This is a genomic window from Vibrio parahaemolyticus (genome assembly GCF_900460535.1).
In the GTDB taxonomy this organism is placed as follows: domain Bacteria; phylum Pseudomonadota; class Gammaproteobacteria; order Enterobacterales; family Vibrionaceae; genus Vibrio; species Vibrio parahaemolyticus.
In genome coordinates, this window is sequence record NZ_UHIL01000001.1 from 1,345,159 (window position 1) to 1,362,143 (window position 16,985).

A 16,985-nucleotide genomic window follows, 5' to 3' on the forward strand; every position below is an offset into this window, starting at 1 on the left:
AAGGTTAAAAAATAAACCAATGTAAACTTCGTTGTTTCTTGTTGTGTTGACAGTTTATCGAGACTAAGTAGACTGTCAACACAACAAAAAAGTGATTAAAGGAATACACGTGGAAGTTCGTCATAACTGGACGCATGCTGAAGTGCGCGATCTCATGGAAAAGCCATTCATGGATCTCCTATTTGAAGCGCAGCTTGTTCATCGTCAATACCAACAAACCAACCATGTTCAAGTAAGCACGCTTCTGTCGATTAAGACGGGTGCTTGTCCAGAAGATTGTAAGTACTGTCCTCAGAGCGCTCGTTACACCACAGACATCGAAAAAGAGCGTCTGATGGAAGTCGAACGTGTACTCGACGCTGCTCAAAAAGCGAAAAATGCAGGTTCGACGCGATTCTGCATGGGCGCAGCGTGGAAGAACCCGAAAGAGCGCGACATGCCGCATTTGACCGATATGATCAAAGGCGTAAAAGACATGGGTTTGGAAACGTGTATGACGTTAGGTATGTTAACGCCAGAGCAGGCGAAGCAGCTGGCAAACGCGGGTCTGGATTACTATAACCACAACCTAGATACGTCGCCTGAGTTCTACGGCAACATCATTACCACTCGTACTTACCAAGACCGTTTGGATACGCTGTCTCACGTTCGTGATGCTGGTATGAAGATTTGTTCTGGCGGTATCATCGGCATGGGTGAAAGTGCCAATGATCGTGCAGGTTTGTTGGTTGAATTGGCGAATCTTCCTACACACCCTGAGAGCGTGCCAATCAATATGCTGGTAAAAGTGAAGGGTACACCGCTGGAGACTGTGGACGATGTTGAGCCATTCGACTTTATCCGCCTGATTGCGATCGCACGAATCATGATGCCTCAATCGGCTGTGCGTTTGTCTGCTGGTCGCGAAAACATGAACGAACAGATGCAAGCGCTGTGTTTTATGGCAGGTGCAAACTCAGTATTCTACGGCTGCAAACTTCTAACGACCCCAAACCCTTCTGAAGACAAAGACATGATGCTGTTTAAGAAGCTGGGTATTAACAGCCAAGAAGTGTCTCAAAAACCTGATGAAATCGAAGAAAACGAATTGCTGGATCGCGTGGTAGAGCGCGTTGCTGCACGTCCAACTAAAGACGATCTTTTCTACGATGCCAGCGTTTAAATCTCGAATCGAATCTGCTCTTTCTGCTCGTAAAGCGCGAGGGTTGAATCGTTCAATGAATGTGGTATTTGCCGGAAACCAATCGATTTTAGAACATGATGGCAGACGCTACATCAACTTCTCAAGCAACGATTATTTGGGCTTAGCCAATGACCAAGCGCTTGTACGTGCTTGGCAGCAAGGTCTGAGCGTTTATGGCAGTGGCAGTGGGGCATCACCCATGGTCACTGGCTTCAGTGCTGCGCACAGCAACTTAGAAGCGGCGTTAACTGAATGGTTGGGCTTCGAGAGGGCGGTATTATTTGGTTCTGGTTTCAGTGCTAATCAAGCGTTGCTTTTTACCCTGCTAGAAAAATCAGACGTATTGATTCAAGACCGATTAAACCACGCATCTTTGATGGAAGCAGGGTCACTGTCAACGGCGAAAATGAAGCGTTTTAAGCACAATGACATTAAGCATTTAGAAACGCTGTTTACTAACGAAGGCAATCATCTGGTCGTGACTGAAGGTGTCTTCAGTATGGACGGCGATTGCGCGCCGTTGAAAGACATTGCGGAAGTAGCTCGCTTACGTAATGCATGGTTAGCAGTGGATGACGCTCACGGTATTGGCGTGCTCGGCGAATCGGGTGGAGGCTCTTGTGAACTTGCTAATGTTAAACCAGAGATTTTAGTCGTGACCTTCGGTAAAGCGTTTGGTATGTCCGGCGCGGCGATTTTGTGTGATCAAGCAACGGGTGACTTTTTGACCCAGTTTGCTCGTCACCATGTGTATTCAACAGCAATGCCACCTGCGCAGGCCTACGCGTTGACACATGCGGTTTCTATGATTCAAGAGCAGTCTTGGCGACGCGAAAAGCTGGCGGAGCTAAATGAGGTTTATCAAACGAATCTAAGTGGTCTGGATGGCTTTGTTGAAACAGATACCCCGATCAAGCCATTTGTTATTGGCGAATCAGAACTTGCTTTGCAGGTTGCGAATGCTTGTCGACAAAATGGCATATGGGTCACCGCGATTCGTCCACCAACCGTTCCGAAAGGTACCTCACGCCTTCGTATCACGCTCACTGCGAACCATAGTACAGAACAAGTTAAAACGCTTTCAATCGCATTGAAACAAGCATTAGGAGCGCTGTAATGGATAATGCCGAAAACATGGTGTTGGACAACGTACACCAAGACAAAGAGGCGATTGCTTCGTCTTTTGGCAAAGCGGCTGACACCTATGACAAACATGCGGCATTTCAACGAGATGTTGGCCATCGTTTGTTGGAAAAGCTCCCAAGCGATCTTACCAACAAGCGCGTTTTGGACTTGGGGTGTGGAACCGGATATTTTTCTCAGTTATTGCTAGAGCGAGGCGGAAGTGTTGTTTGTGCCGATCTTTCGCAAGGAATGTTGGACAAAGCGCGCGAGCGTTGTGGTGACCATAATGTTCGTTATGTGGTAGCAGACGCGGAAAGCTTGCCATTCGAGGATGCTAGTTTTGACTATGTGTTTTCAAGTCTCGCGCTACAGTGGTGTGTCGATTTAAGTTATCCGTTGAGAGAAATTCGCCGAATATTAGCTGCTAATGGGAAAGGGTGTTTCTCAACACTAGTTGATGGCTCGCTATGCGAACTGCGTGATTCGTGGGCAAAAATTGACACATATCAACACGTGAATAACTTTATTACTCTCAATCAGGTAAAAATTGCGTTAGCGCAATCTCGATGCCATAACCATCATCTAGACTCGACCACCATCACAGTTTGGTACGACTCAGCATTTTCTGTTATGCGTGATCTCAAAGGTATTGGTGCAAATCACGTAAGCGGGCGCTCACATGGTCTAACAAGTCGTCGTACTTTGTTGCAAGTCGAGCGCGCGTACCAAGCATTCAAAAACGATCAAGGTCTTCTACCTGCAACTTATCAGGTTTGTTTTGGAGTCATACATTTATGATTGATGCATTTTTTATTGCTGGTACGGATACTGATGTAGGCAAAACGGTGGCGTCGAAAGCCGTTTTGCAAGCACTCGCAGCAAAAGGACTAAATACCATTGGCTACAAACCAGTGGCTGCAGGAAGCGAAAAAACAGAGCAAGGTTGGCGCAATTCAGATGCACTGCACTTGCAAAAAGCCGCAACCTTAGAAGTGGCTTATGAAGATGTGAACCCATACGCTTTGGAATTACCAGCTTCTCCTCACATCGCAGCCAAGCACGAGCAGGTTGAAATCGAATACGATTTGCTGAGTGAAAAGCTCGCTCAACATAAAGAGCAAGCCGATGTTGTATTGGTAGAAGGTGCTGGTGGTTGGCGTGTTCCTGTGTCAGACACAGACAGCTTGTCTACTTGGGTACAGCAAGAGCAGCTACCAGTGGTACTTGTCGTGGGTATTAAACTGGGTTGTTTGAGCCACGCTTTATTAACGGCGGAAATCATCAAAGCAGATGGTCTAAACCTAGTGGGTTGGATTGCGAACCGAGTTAACCCAGGCACAGAGCATTACGCGGACATTATTGAAATGCTTGAATCGCGCATTGATGCACCGAAGTTAGGTGAGATCCCTTACATTCCAAGTGCGAAGCGCAAAGAGTTGGGTAAATACATTAACGTTGAGCCATTACTGAACATCGATTAAGAGCATTTCTTGTAAACGTACTCAAAACCAAAGGGCTGCAATTTGCAGCCCTTTCTATTGGTGTAGCTTAATAAGATTACTGCTACTTTTCTTGGCTAAGTCCCATCAGCGCTTGCTGTGTCTCAGCAACACGTTTAGACAAGTGATGATCGGTTGAAATACCGAGTTGCTGTTTGGCCTCATCCTCTGAGATCCCTAGGTGACAACGTAGTAAATCGATAGCCATTTGATAGTCGTTAGTTTCTACCATGATATTTCCCTCAAGACATGGAAGTTTCGAGCTTCAATAACGCTCTTAGAGCGTGCTCTGTTTTGTTCATCTTGCTTGAATCTAGCATGTTCATTTGTCATCACAATAAGACCAAAGTCTATACTTAGCCTAAGGTGCTGTTTTTAGGTTGGTAACTTGTTTATGATTTTTCAGTCTCGAAAACAAATGTTGCAATTTATTGCTTAACCTTGTTTTTATCGCGGATAGACTATATCTATAACGCAACGGAGCACGAAACTAAGTGGAATCGGCTTTTATAGCGTTTGATTTCCCTTAAAAGATGTTCCATATAACAATCCGTTTTAAAAAAACGATAAGCTTCCTCGGAGAAAAGTAATGAAGCGAATTATGTTATTCCTAGCAACTAACCTAGCTGTTGTGCTGGTTCTTAGTGTTGTTCTGAATATTGTTTACGCGACCACTGGAATGCAACCAGGCAGTCTGTCTGGTTTACTTGTCATGGCAGCCGTATTTGGCTTTGGTGGCGCATTGATTTCGTTAATGATGTCAAAGGGCATGGCACTACGCTCAGTTGGCGGCATGGTGATTGAAAGCCCACGTAACGAAACAGAGCATTGGTTGCTTGAGACGGTAGGCCGTCAAGCGCAACAAGCGGGCATTGGTATGCCAACAGTAGCGATTTATGATTCTGCAGACATCAACGCATTCGCGACAGGGGCTAAGCGTGATGATTCACTGGTTGCTGTATCGACTGGTCTTCTACACAACATGACGCGTGATGAAGCTGAAGCCGTTCTGGCGCACGAAGTGAGCCACATTGCGAATGGTGACATGGTCACGATGACGCTAATGCAAGGTGTTGTGAACACGTTTGTTATCTTCCTATCGCGTTTTATCGCCAATATCGTGGCATCGAACGACGATGAAGAAGGACAAGGCACGAACATGATGGTGTACTTTGGTGTGTCTATGGTGTTGGAACTTGTCTTTGGTTTCTTAGCAAGCTTCATCACTATGTGGTACAGCCGTCACCGTGAATTCCATGCCGATGCAGGTGCAGCGCGTTTAGTAGGTAAAGAGAAAATGATTGCTGCTCTTGAGCGTTTGAAGATGAGCCAAGAATCGAAACTCGATGGCACAATGATGGCGTTCGGTATCAACGGTAAGCAGTCTCTAACAGAGCTACTGATGAGCCACCCACCACTAGATAAACGTATTGCGGCGCTACGTAACCAGTAATACGACTTACATAGTTTTTTGAAAAGGCTTGGTTTTTACCAAGCCTTTTTTTTGCCTGATGATCGCTCACCAATTTGATTACGTACTACTTTCTAAAAATCAAAGCGCAGAAACAAAGTTATACAAGTTTTTTTTTGTACAACTTTTTCTAATTGGTCTATCTTGTACATGTAATATTTTTGTACAACCATAAGTGACATTTGGGAGCGAAAGAATGGACATACAGTCGGTTGGAGACATTTACCAGAAGCTTAACAAAGCGAACCTGCATCTTCTGAAAGACGTTTATCACCAAGATGTGGTGTTTGAAGATTCGGCTCATCGCTTAGAAGGACTGCCTGCTCTTTCAGATTATTTCCAGTCATTGTACGCGAATGTGATTCGCTGTGATTTCATCATCCATGATCATCAGCAGGTTGGGGACACGGGTTTCCTGACTTGGACTATGGATCTTCAACATCCGAAATTACACAAAGGGGCTCCAATCGCTGTGAGCGGTGTTTCCCACATGAAGTTCTCCGATGGCCAAGTCATTTATCACCGAGATTACTTTGATTTGGGTGAAATGCTTTATGAGCATTTGCCTTTGCTTGGCTCTGTCATCAAAACCATTAAGCAAAGGTTGGGGCGATGAATAGTGTCGTTTTAATTACGGGGGCGACCTCCGGGATAGGTAAACAGCTGGCTGTCGATTTTGCTGAGTCTGGTTGGCGTGTCATCGCATGTGGACGCAATGAAGCTGTACTTGCTGAGCTAGCGGCAACATCTTCATCTATTGAAACGCTGAAGTTTGATGTAACCGATTATGAGGAGACGAAGCGAGTGCTGTCTTCGCTTAAGACGATTCCAGATACATGGATCTTCAACGCGGGTGATTGCGAATACATGGATGATGGCATTGTAGATGCGCAACTTATGGCGCGCGTGATGAATGTTAATGTCGTAGGTGTAGCTAACTGTATAGAAGCTTGCCAACCGTATTTTCAGCGAGGGCACCGCGTTGTCATTGTTGGCTCCATTGCCTCCGAAGTCGCGCTGCCAAGAGCGGAAGCGTATGGCGCGTCAAAAGCGGCAGTGAGCTACTTTGCGCGCACGCTCGCTGTGGATTTTAAGAAGAAAGGCATCAAAGTGATTACTGTGTTTCCTGGGTTTGTTGAAACGCCCCTAACGGATAAAAACACCTTTGAGATGCCTATGATCATTTCAACCAAGCAAGCGTCTCAATTATTGAGAAGGCAGCTGGCGGCGAATAAAAGCCACATTTATTTTCCGGCGAGATTTACAGGCATTCTCCGCTTTATCTCGTTGCTTCCATACAGTTGGCAAGCAAGGCTGACGGCTAAACTCGTATCTTAAAAGGAAGAAGCATGAAAATCGCTATTGTAGGCACTGGAATTTCTGGACTGACATGTGGGTACTATCTGCACCAACAACACGATATCACTTTGTTCGAAGCCAACGATTATATTGGTGGTCATACGGCTACGGTTGATGTACGTGTCGGGAATGAGGATTATGCGATTGATACAGGGTTCATTGTATACAACGACCGTACATATCCAAATTTTATCAAAATGATGAACGAAATTGGCGTGGAAGGTATTCCGACGCAAATGAGTTTAAGCGTGAGAAACGATGGCAACGGTTTGGAATATAATGGCCACACATTAACAACATTGTTCGCACAAAAGCGAAATTGGTTTAACCCAAAATTCTATCGCTTTATTCTTGAGATTTTACGCTTCAATAAATTAGCAAAAGCGTCCGCTACTGAGCAAATATCGAGTTCTCAAACGCTGGGTGCATTTTTGGATGAGCACCAGTTTAGTGATTTCTTTTCTGACAACTATATTCTGCCAATGGGCGCGGCGATTTGGTCATCTTCCCTCGCTGATATGCGTGCATTTCCATTGATGTTCTTCTTACGCTTTTTCCTCAATCACGGTTTGTTAGACGTGACGAATCGTCCGCAATGGTACGTTATCAAGGGTGGTTCACGTGCTTATATTCCACCTTTAACGCAAGGATTTGCAGACAAGATTAGACTGAATAGTCCGGTTGAAAAAGTTGTTCGCAGTGAACAAGGCGCAGCGATTTATGCAAATGGGCAGTGTGAGTGGTTTGATGAAGTCATTTTTGCTTGCCATAGCGACCAAGCTTTAGCGATGCTCAGTGATGCCTCGTCATGTGAAAACGACATTTTGTCTAATATGGCTTACCAAGCAAATGATGTGGTTCTTCACACTGACACGAGTGTATTACCGAAACGAAAATCTGCATGGGCATCGTGGAACTATTTGCTGGAAGGAGGCGAAGAGGAGCAGCAACGATTGCCGTCCCTGACGTACAACATGAACATTTTGCAGCATATCGACTCTTCACACACATTCTGCGTCACCTTAAACCGTACTGAAGATATCGACGAGAACAAGATTCTGTGTCAGTTCACCTACCATCACCCTGTCTTTACGATGGAGTCTATCGCTGCCCAGCAACGCAAAGAAGAAATACAAGGAGCTCAACATACGTGGTTTTGTGGCGCTTATTGGTACAACGGATTCCATGAAGATGGCGTGCGCAGTGCCTTGGATGTTGTGAAAGGAATTGCCGCTAAACATAACGAGAAAAGTGACACACTTTATGAACAAGGTGCTGCGTAATATGAGTATCCCTTCTCACAGCCAGTTATTTATAGGCAATGTAAGGCATCGTCGTTTCACGCCCGTTAAGCACGAGCTGAATTATTCAATGTTTATGCCAGCGATTGATTTGGATGAAATTGGCGTACTTGAGAAAAAAGTTTGGGGCTTTGGGACACGCTGGTGGCATTGGGCTCGATTCAAACGTGATGATTACCTCGGTGAAGGGAGTTTGAAAAAAGCGGTGCAAGACAAAGTCGCAGAACTTACGGGCGTACGTTGCAGCGGCAAAGTACTGGCTGTCTGTCATTTGCGTTATCTCGGGCTCTATTTTAGTCCAGTGAATTTTTACTACCTGTATGACCAAAAAGGTGAATGGCAATATCTTCTCGCTGAAGTCAGCAATACACCTTGGAATGAGCGCCATTATTACGCGATAGCGGCTGACCCAAAGGATGAAGATTTTGGTTGGGAGCAAGACAAAGCATTCCACGTGTCACCGTTCAACCCGATAGACCAATTGTACCGCTGGAAAATAAAACCGCTTACAGACAAGTTAAATATCCATCTTGAATGCCATAAAGGTGAAAAACACTTCGACGCCACAATGGTCATGAAAGCACAGCCATTTTCCAGCGGTTCTTTATTGAAGTGCTTGTTCGGAACACCAATTCAAACAGTAAAAGTGATGGTTGGAATCTACTGGCATGCGTTGAAGTTATGGATTAAAGGTGCGCCGTTTTATTCCCACCCTAAATATTTGGCGTCCAATGAACGTCAAGCCTCTAGCGACAAATCAGATAAGAAAAATAATAAGCACAAGGAGAATTCTGCATGTTAAATACGACTTCTATAACATTGCCGCGCAAACTGACGACGACTCAGAAAGCGGCTCGCGGAGTTATTTTTCAGAGTCTGCAAAAGATGGAAATGGGTTGCTTAACCATTATCGAATCGTTTCATACTGAGACAAAGGAGCGCAGTGAACGTTTTACTGCGCCAAACGGAGAATACAGTGGCCAAGCTGTCGTTGCGACTATTGAGGTCAAGCACCCAGGTTTTTACTCCAGAATATTACAAGGCGGCAGCATCGCTGCCGGTGAGGCGTACATGGATGGCTGGTGGGACAGTCCAGATTTAACGGCATTGATGAAGCTGATGGCGCTAAATATGCGGGCCCTTGATAAGCTTGAGGAGCAGGGTAGTTGGCTTACCAAGTTACTTTACAAGTTTAGCCATTGGACGAACCGAAACTCGCAAGAAAACTCTCGGAAGAACATCCATGCTCATTACGATTTAGGCAATGATTTGTATGAAGCTTTTTTAGATACCAATATGCTGTACTCATCAGCGCTTTACCACACAAGTGCCGACTCCTTAGAGCAAGCTCAAATCAATAAAATGGAACGCTTGTGTCAGCAGTTGGAGCTTCAATCTACCGACCATGTGATTGAGATTGGCACAGGGTGGGGGGCGATGGCGATATACATGGCTGAGCAATACGGTTGCCGCGTGACAACAACGACCATTTCGGAAGAGCAGCATGAGTATGCTCGACAGCAAATCGTACAACGAGGTTTAGCCGATCGAATTACTTTACTTAAAGAAGACTACCGTAACCTTACTGGGACGTACGATAAATTGGTTTCTATCGAGATGATTGAAGCCGTGGGGAAACAGTTCTTAGCTTCCTACATCAAAAAATGCGAGTCGTTATTAATACCTCGCGGCCTGATGGCTATCCAAGCGATTACGATTGCGGACCAGCGCTACGACTATTACAGCAACAATGTCGATTTTATTCAGAAATACATTTTCCCTGGTGGTTTCTTGCCGTCGGTGACGTCTTTGACACAAGCGACCACTAAGCACAGTGATTTGGTGGTTCGTGATTTGTTTGATATCGGCCTAGACTACGCAAAAACACTGAATGAGTGGCATCGCCGTTTTAACCGCGCAGAGGATGCTGTGCGAAGGTTTGGGTACGATGACCGGTTTGTCCGCATGTGGCGTTATTACCTTAGTTATTGTGAAGGCGGTTTTCTTGCTCGTACGATCAGCGCCGTTCATATGACTTTCCAGCGCCCATAACAATTATGAGAGTGTTGATTGCGTCCACTTGGTTTCAACTGTGCTGGTTTATTGCTGTGCTTGGTACGTTTGAGTGGCAATGGTTGATGATGATACTGGCGTTGGCGACTTTGGTGTATTCCATTCTGACGGCGTTTCACTCGGTGAAAGCGATCTCCTTTGTCACCATTTTCGGGCTAGTTCTCGATACGCTAAATCAACACTTCTTGCTTTTGGTTTTCCCTACCCCTTGGCTCCCTGTGTGGTTGATTGGTCTATGGGTATTGTTTGCATGGTATGCCTACCAACTGAAAGTGCTTTTGTACCGCTTCGCCAAAATCTACGTATCAATATTAGGTGGGCTTGGAGGAATGCTCAGCTACTTCGCTGGCTACAAGCTTCAAGCGGTAGAGTTTGGATTCGATACAAGTATTACGTTACTGGCCTTGTTTGTGGAATGGTTGGTGTTAATGCTGGTGATTCTCAAGGTGTATGACAATGGCAAGCTTAAAGAGAAAACTCGTCAGGGGTATGGGTAGCGGTATCTTGTTTGTTTTTGCAGTGGGCGCAATACCGTCGCAGGCACAAGATATAGGAAGTACTGACAGACTGAATGTAGAAAACTGGCAGGAATGGGAAACAGTTGGCGAAGCGCAGCTCACTTGGTTTGTGTTTGATATATATCGCTCTCGCCTAAAAGCACCCAATGGGCAATACCTTGTTTCTACGGATGTTTCTCCGCATCCATTTGCTTTAGAGATCAACTATCAACGAGACATAAGCAAGCTGCAATTGCTTGAGGTGACGGATGAACAGTGGCAAAAACTGGGCTTCCCTAAGTCGAGCCGCCAACAATGGATTACTCAATTGAGCTTTATCTTCCCAAGTATCAAAAATGGCGATGAACTTATCTACGTCACCGATGGAGATAAGGGACAGATCATCTATCGCCAAGCAGGAACTAAAACGCAAAAAATGGTTGGCGAAATAACGGACGAACGTATGAATGATGCATTCCTGTCCATTTGGTTGTCACCAAAAACGGAATTTCCAAAGCTGCGTAAACAACTTATAGGACAAGTCAGACCGTGAACATCTTTAAAACATTATTTCGATACTTTGCTGTGTGCGTTGTTGTTACGTTGAGTGCTTGCTCGGCGGATATAGACAATTACCAAGCATCTACGCCGCCATTTAATTTATTTGAATATTTTGATGGCAATGTGAAGGCATGGGGAATGGTGCAAGATTATTCCGAGAAACAAACACGCCGCTTTGAGGTTGATATTGTCGGTACGATAACGGGTGATGAATTGGTTCTTGTTGAGGACTTTGTTTTTGACGATGGTGAAACCGACCAGCGTGTTTGGACTATTTCTCGTGCAGAGGATGGCAGGTATACAGGCAAAGCAGATGACATTATTGGTTTCGCAAACGGAAAAGAGCAGGGTAACGCTCTGCAATGGCAATATGACTTTGAGTTAAAAATGGACGACTCGACAGTGACTGTTGCCTTTGATGATTGGCTTTACCGACAAGATGACAAACACGTATTCAACCTGACCAAAATTAAAAAGTTTGGCGTGGAGGTGGGGACAATAACCTTGTTCTTTCAAAAACAACCCTAAATCCGCGATGCTCAACACGTATTGGGCGAAAATACTCTATTGGAATGCCTCGGTTGGTAAGCTTCCAAACAAAAAGGTTGACGCTTTCACGTCAACCTTTTTAGTTTTTCGCTCATTATTGAGAGATTACAGCTTGTCAGTTAGCTCGATTGCTTGACCGATATAGTTCGCTGGCGTCATCTCTTTTAGACGTGCTTTTTCGTGTTCAGGAAGCTCAAGACCGTCAATGAAGTTACGCATTGCTTCACCGTCTACGCGCTTACCGCGAGTTAGCTCTTTCAACTTCTCATATGGCTTCTCGATACCGTAGCGACGCATTACCGTTTGTACTGGCTCTGCTAGAACTTCCCAGTTTTTGTCTAGTTCAGCAAGAAGCGCGTCACGGTTCACTTCCAGTTTGCTGATGCCTTTTAGCGTAGAAGTGTAGGCGATGATTGCGTAGCCAACACCAACACCTAGGTTACGTAGAACCGTTGAGTCAGTTAGGTCACGTTGCCAACGAGAGATAGGCAGTTTCTGTGCTAGGTGACCGAACACGGCGTTCGCAAGACCTAGATTACCTTCAGAGTTTTCAAAGTCGATTGGGTTAACTTTGTGTGGCATTGTCGAAGAACCGATCTCGCCAGCAATGGTTTTTTGCTTGAAGTGGCCTAGTGCAATGTAACCCCAAACGTCACGGTCGAAATCGATCAGAATAGTGTTGAAACGTGCCACAGCATCGAACAGCTCAGCGATGTAATCGTGTGGTTCGATTTGGGTTGTGTATGGGTTCCAAGTTACGCCTAGAGATTCAGTGATGAATTCTTCAGAGAACTTGTGCCAATCTAGTTCCGGGTAAGCAGATAGGTGCGCGTTGTAGTTACCTACCGCGCCGTTGATTTTCGCTAGGATTTCAACGTTTTCGATTTGCTTGTATTGACGCTCCATACGGTACGCCACGTTTGCCATTTCTTTACCCATTGTTGATGGAGAAGCTGGCTGACCGTGTGTACGAGATAGAAGAGGGATGTCGCGGTACTCAACAGCAAGTGCTTTGATAGCGTCAATAAGGTTGCGGATTTCTGGAAGAATCACGGTTTCACGCGCTTCTTTTAGCATTAGAGCGTGTGATGTGTTGTTGATGTCTTCAGAAGTACATGCAAAGTGGAAGAACTCGTTTACTGCGTGCAGTTCAGGAACGTCTGCGACTTTCTCTTTTAGGAAGTACTCAACCGCTTTTACGTCGTGGTTAGTTGTGCGCTCGATCTCTTTGATACGTAGTGCGTCTGCTTCAGAGAAGTTTGCAGCAAGGTCGTCTAGGAATTGGTTTGCTTCTGCGCTAAACGCTGGCACTTCTGCAATTTCAGCAGTAGCAGCAAGCTTTTGTAGCCAGCGGATTTCAACGATAGTACGGTATTTTAAAAGACCGTATTCACTGAAGATTTCGCGTAACGCAATTGTCTTGCTTCCGTAGCGGCCGTCTACTGGTGAAACAGCAGTCAATGCTGACAGTTCCATGATGTTCTCCTGAATTGGGTTTCTAAATTTCGTGAGCTTTATACCAATAACTGTGGCAATTGTCACGAATATTGCGCAAACGTTTGCGCGAGATTTATTTTAGTCAAAAAAATTAGCTCGCGATGAACGCGAGCTATGGAATTACATTCTGGCTAACAGGATTTGAGCCTGTTCAACCATCTTCTTGCGTCCGAAGATTAAGTGGCGACGTTTGCCACCCACTTGACGCCAGAGTACTGCGCTACGGATGCCTGATAACAACAAAGCTCGAACTTTGTGTTGGTTGGCGGTTTGCTGCAATACCGATGGTGTGCCAGTTACTTGAATACGAGGGCCGATTGGGCTCACTACATCAAGATAAATGCTTGCTAGGTTGCTGATCATTTGATCTTCTAGCAATTCAAAGTGTTCTGTTTGGCGTTTCGCCATTTGGATGCGATCACCAAGCTGAGACATGGCATCAGTGCGTGCGGTTAGTTTACGCTCTAATGCCATTAGGCTAATTATGTATCGGGTGATTTCACTGCCAGATGGGGTGCTATCAATCCCTTTCACCAAACACTCAAGGCCAAGTTTTAGGTCGGCTTCGCGACCGAATACGCCAATAGTATTGGCTGGGTTTGTGTTCAAAATGGCGTTCATGGATGTTTCAAAAGCATCTTGATCACAATGTCCGTTTCTCGCAACTTGTTGAACCAAAGCAACAGCTTGGCAAATACCAGCGAAAGCGATAGTACGGTCATAAAGTGTATTCGCCACGTAACAACTCCTAAGCTTGAGAATATTTAATGCGTTGCTCGATGATACCACCACCTAAGCAAACGTCATCTTTGTAGAACACGGCTGATTGACCTGGAGTCACGGCAATTTGTGGCTCATCAAAGATCACTTTAATGTTCTCGTCGTCGATAGGAATGATTGTACAAGGAATATCTTGTTGACGGTAACGAGTTTTCACTGTGCACTTCATAACATCGCGAATTGGTTCACGATCTACCCAGTGAAGTTGTGATGCAAGTAGACCTTCTGATTTTAGCATCGGGTGGTCTTTACCTTGAACGGCGATAAGCACGTTGCGGTCGAGATCTTTCTCACCTACGAACCATGGATCTTCATTACCACCGCCGCCTTTACGACCACCGATATGAAGGCCTTTACGTTGGCCTAGTGTGTGGTACATCAAGCCTTGGTGCTGACCGATAACTTCGCCTTCTGGCGTTTCGATGTTGCCTGGCTGAGCAGGAAGGTAACGGCCTAGGAACTCAGTAAATTTACGCTCACCGATGAAACAGATGCCTGTTGAATCTTTCTTCTTCGCTGTGATTAGACCTTGTTCTTCCGCGATACGGCGAACTTCTGGTTTTTCCAAATCACCCACAGGGAATAGGCTACGAGCAACTTGTTCGTGGCTTAGTGTGTACAAGAAGTAGCTTTGGTCTTTGTTGCTATCTAGGCCACGCAGCATTTGTGGTTTTTCGCCGTTTTCAGGGAAAGAACGACGCACATAATGACCCATGGCAATGTAGTCTGCCTCAAGCACTTCATCAGCGAATTCAAGGAATGCTTTGAACTTGATTTCTTTGTTACAAAGGATGTCTGGGTTTGGAGTACGACCGGCTTTGTATTCTGCAAGGAAGTATTCGAATACGTTATCCCAGTATTCTGCTGCAAAGTTGATGGTGTGTAGGTGGATGCCTAGCTTGTCACATACTGCTTGAGCATCGGCTAAATCTTCTGCTGCTGTGCAATATTCTTCGTTGTCATCTTCTTCCCAGTTCTTCATGAACAGGCCTTCTACTTGGTAGCCTTGTTGCTTTAGAAGATACGCAGAAACAGATGAATCAACGCCGCCGGACATACCGACGATGACTTTCTTTTGGCTGTTATCAGACATTACTAAACACCACTAAAATAAACGGGACGCAGATTCTAACAGAATCCACAGACCGGTGACAGATCCGAGATCGAAATCACAATTCGTTTTTGCTGCCTTTTTCCGCAACAGCATCACTAAATAGTAATTTCATAAGTATAGAAAGGATATATATGGCATAGTTGGCAAAAATCCAAGAGGGCAATATAAATGAGTGACGAAAACCAATTTATGCAAGAAGCTGAGTTGATTGAAATTGTTGAGAATCAGCTTGAAGATGGGAACCCTATCAAAGTTAAAGAAACATTGATGCGTTTGATGATGACGGGTACACCAAGAGAAGAAGCGGTAGCTATGATGGCATGTGCTATGTCGATTGAAATCTTTGATGTAATGAAAAACGAAGGGGAGTTCAATTTAAAGCGTTACACTGAACACCTAAATCAGCTGCCTGATCTGAGCTTCATGGAAGGCGAATAAGTAACCCGGAAGAAAAAAGCATCCAGCAAACGTTTGCTATAATTGCTTTTATTGCCGCTTTATTATTAGCGGTATAGAATCCGTTCTCCTTTTCATCCCCTTACTCAGACTAACAATATGAAATTTCCTGGACAACGCAAATCGAAGCACTATTTTCCTGTTCATGCTCGTGATCCTTTGGTGAGCCAAGCACAAGAAAGCAAGAAGATGACGCGCACTCACATCATCGGTATTGACCAAACTTTGGTGGATATCGAGGCAAAAGTAACGTCAGATGTGATTGAAAAGTACGGTTTGAGTAAAGGTCACTCGCTGGTTATTGATGATGTAAAAGCAGAAGAGCTATACCAGCAACTAAAAGAAGAGAATCTGATCACTAACGAATACGCTGGTGGTACGATTGGCAATACACTTCATAACTACTCGGTTCTTGCAGACGATCGTTCTACGCTGCTTGGTGTGATGAGCCAGGATATCAAAATCGGCAGCTACGGCTATCGTTACCTTTGTAATACATCGAGCCGCATGGATCTGAATTACCTGCAAGGTGTTGATGGTGCTATCGGTCGTTGTTTTGCTTTGATCACTGAAGACGGTGAACGTACTTTTGCGATCAGCGAAGGTCAAATGAACCAGCTTCATCCAGACAGCATTCCTGAGAAAATTTTCAAAAATGCTTCTGCACTAGTACTGACATCTTACTTAGTTCGTTGTAAAGAAGGCGATCCAATGCCTGAAGCAACAATGAAAGCCATTGAGTTTGCGAAGAAGAACGACGTTCCTGTTGTATTAACGCTAGGTACTAAGTTTGTTATTCAAGACGATCCTAAATACTGGCAAGACTTTATTCGTGAACACGTTTCTGTTGTCGCAATGAACGAAGACGAAGCAGAAGCTCTAACAGGCGAAACTGATCCGCTAGCCGCTTCTGATAAGACGCTAGAGTGGGCTGATATGGTGTTATGTACCGCAGGTCCTGTTGGTCTGTTTATGGCGGGTTACACTGAAGACAGTGCGAAGCGTGAAACCACGTTGCCATTACTTCCTGGCTCGATTGCTGAATTTAATCGTTACGAGTTCAGCCGTCCGGCTAAAAAAGATGCTTGTCAGAATCCAATTCGAGTTTATTCGCATATTTCTCCTTACATGGGTGGTCCAGAGAAAATTAAGAACACAAACGGTGCGGGTGATGCTGCGTTGTCTGCTGTTCTTCATGACATGGCGGCGAATAAATACCATAAAGAAAATGTGCCTAACTCTAGCAAGCACAGCAATGAGTATTTAACTTACTCATCTTTTTCTCAGGTTTGTAAATATGCGAACCGTGCGAGCTACGAAGTTCTCGTGCAACATTCTCCTCGTCTGTCTCGTGGTTTACCAGAGCGAGAAGACAGTTTGGAAGAAGCATACTGGGAACGTTAATTCATATCGAATTAACCACTTTATAACTAATGTTAAAATGGCGTGTTTGAAAAAATACGCCATTTTTTATTTGCGCAAGACAAATAAAAAAGGCTCCCAACGGGAGCCTTTTTAAA

General features: G+C 44.9%; 19 protein-coding genes. 15 read left to right on the top strand and 4 right to left on the bottom strand.

Going from position 1 to position 16,985, the window contains the following annotated elements:
- The first annotated feature begins 109 nt into the window (after positions 1–109).
- Genes bioB through bioD form a run of 4 tightly spaced genes read left to right on the top strand, consistent with a single transcriptional unit; the run spans position 110 to position 3,789 of the window.
- A complete protein-coding gene (gene bioB / locus DYB02_RS06825; protein WP_005495747.1) occupies positions 110–1,162 on the top strand; it encodes a biotin synthase BioB in 1,053 nt (350 codons plus the stop codon).
- Positions 1,149–2,300, top strand: coding sequence for an 8-amino-7-oxononanoate synthase (bioF, locus tag DYB02_RS06830; protein WP_029806394.1), 1,152 nt, complete (start codon positions 1,149–1,151; stop codon positions 2,298–2,300). Before bioB ends, bioF begins: the two co-directional genes overlap by 14 nt.
- Positions 2,300–3,106, top strand: a complete 807-nt coding sequence (gene bioC, locus DYB02_RS06835; protein WP_029806396.1) for a malonyl-ACP O-methyltransferase BioC — start codon at positions 2,300–2,302, stop codon at positions 3,104–3,106. Before bioF ends, bioC begins: the two co-directional genes overlap by 1 nt.
- The gene (bioD, locus tag DYB02_RS06840) at positions 3,103–3,789 is read left to right on the top strand and encodes a dethiobiotin synthase (RefSeq protein ID WP_005460040.1); all 687 of its coding nucleotides are present in this window, start codon (positions 3,103–3,105) and stop codon (positions 3,787–3,789) included. Before bioC ends, bioD begins: the two co-directional genes overlap by 4 nt.
- Positions 3,790–3,871: 82 nt before the next feature.
- Here the strand turns inward: bioD and DYB02_RS06845 are convergent, their stop codons facing one another.
- Positions 3,872–4,039, bottom strand: a complete 168-nt coding sequence (locus tag DYB02_RS06845) for a hypothetical protein (RefSeq protein ID WP_005459995.1) — start codon at positions 4,037–4,039, stop codon at positions 3,872–3,874.
- A gap of 357 nt (positions 4,040–4,396) precedes the next feature.
- Here DYB02_RS06845 and htpX point away from each other — a divergent pair, with 357 nt between their 5' ends.
- The 9 genes from htpX (at position 4,397) to DYB02_RS06890 (ending at position 11,597) form a co-directional block, all read left to right on the top strand.
- Positions 4,397–5,260, top strand: a complete 864-nt coding sequence (htpX, locus tag DYB02_RS06850) for a protease HtpX (RefSeq protein ID WP_005459987.1) — start codon at positions 4,397–4,399, stop codon at positions 5,258–5,260.
- Positions 5,261–5,474: 214 nt separating this feature from the next.
- Positions 5,475–5,894: a nuclear transport factor 2 family protein gene (locus DYB02_RS06855; protein ID WP_005495742.1), complete on the top strand. Its 420-nt coding sequence runs from the start codon at positions 5,475–5,477 to the stop codon at positions 5,892–5,894.
- On the top strand, positions 5,891–6,616 hold the full coding sequence (locus DYB02_RS06860) for an SDR family oxidoreductase (protein ID WP_025611747.1): 726 nt from the start codon (positions 5,891–5,893) through the stop codon (positions 6,614–6,616). The genes DYB02_RS06855 and DYB02_RS06860 overlap by 4 nt, the downstream gene beginning before the upstream one ends.
- A gap of 11 nt (positions 6,617–6,627) precedes the next feature.
- Positions 6,628–7,920 (top strand): NAD(P)/FAD-dependent oxidoreductase, encoded by a 1,293-nt coding sequence (locus tag DYB02_RS06865; protein WP_029806642.1) that lies wholly within the window; start codon positions 6,628–6,630, stop codon positions 7,918–7,920.
- A 1-nt stretch (position 7,921) separates the two neighbouring features.
- On the top strand, positions 7,922–8,740 hold the full coding sequence (locus tag DYB02_RS06870; RefSeq protein WP_024699922.1) for a DUF1365 domain-containing protein: 819 nt from the start codon (positions 7,922–7,924) through the stop codon (positions 8,738–8,740).
- A complete protein-coding gene (locus DYB02_RS06875; protein ID WP_029846432.1) occupies positions 8,734–9,990 on the top strand; it encodes an SAM-dependent methyltransferase in 1,257 nt (418 codons plus the stop codon). Before DYB02_RS06870 ends, DYB02_RS06875 begins: the two co-directional genes overlap by 7 nt.
- A gap of 5 nt (positions 9,991–9,995) precedes the next feature.
- A complete protein-coding gene (locus tag DYB02_RS06880; RefSeq protein WP_029805533.1) occupies positions 9,996–10,508 on the top strand; it encodes a DUF2878 domain-containing protein in 513 nt (170 codons plus the stop codon).
- Complete coding sequence (locus tag DYB02_RS06885; protein WP_031822875.1) at positions 10,468–11,061, top strand: chalcone isomerase family protein; 594 nt, start codon at positions 10,468–10,470, stop codon at positions 11,059–11,061. The genes DYB02_RS06880 and DYB02_RS06885 overlap by 41 nt, the downstream gene beginning before the upstream one ends.
- Positions 11,058–11,597 carry a DUF3833 domain-containing protein gene (locus tag DYB02_RS06890; RefSeq protein ID WP_029805535.1) on the top strand — a complete coding sequence of 180 codons (540 nt, stop codon included), beginning with the start codon at positions 11,058–11,060 and terminating at the stop codon, positions 11,595–11,597. The genes DYB02_RS06885 and DYB02_RS06890 overlap by 4 nt, the downstream gene beginning before the upstream one ends.
- Before the next feature lie 126 nt (positions 11,598–11,723).
- Here the strand turns inward: DYB02_RS06890 and purB are convergent, their stop codons facing one another.
- From purB to mnmA, 3 genes are all read right to left on the bottom strand, one after another.
- On the bottom strand, positions 11,724–13,094 hold the full coding sequence (gene purB, locus DYB02_RS06900) for an adenylosuccinate lyase (protein WP_005460028.1): 1,371 nt from the start codon (positions 13,092–13,094) through the stop codon (positions 11,724–11,726).
- A 141-nt stretch (positions 13,095–13,235) separates the two neighbouring features.
- The gene (hflD, locus tag DYB02_RS06905; protein WP_005459996.1) at positions 13,236–13,853 is read right to left on the bottom strand and encodes a high frequency lysogenization protein HflD; all 618 of its coding nucleotides are present in this window, start codon (positions 13,851–13,853) and stop codon (positions 13,236–13,238) included.
- A gap of 10 nt (positions 13,854–13,863) precedes the next feature.
- Positions 13,864–14,988, bottom strand: coding sequence for a tRNA 2-thiouridine(34) synthase MnmA (gene mnmA / locus DYB02_RS06910; protein WP_005459992.1), 1,125 nt, complete (start codon positions 14,986–14,988; stop codon positions 13,864–13,866).
- Positions 14,989–15,177: 189 nt separating this feature from the next.
- On the opposite strand from mnmA, the gene DYB02_RS06915 reads away from it, so the two are divergent.
- Both DYB02_RS06915 and DYB02_RS06920 read left to right on the top strand, forming a co-directional pair.
- Positions 15,178–15,447 (top strand): hypothetical protein, encoded by a 270-nt coding sequence (locus DYB02_RS06915; protein WP_005459999.1) that lies wholly within the window; start codon positions 15,178–15,180, stop codon positions 15,445–15,447.
- Between the two features lie 117 nt (positions 15,448–15,564).
- Positions 15,565–16,869: an inosine/guanosine kinase gene (locus tag DYB02_RS06920; protein ID WP_005459989.1), complete on the top strand. Its 1,305-nt coding sequence runs from the start codon at positions 15,565–15,567 to the stop codon at positions 16,867–16,869.
- The last annotated feature ends 116 nt before the right edge of the window (positions 16,870–16,985 follow it).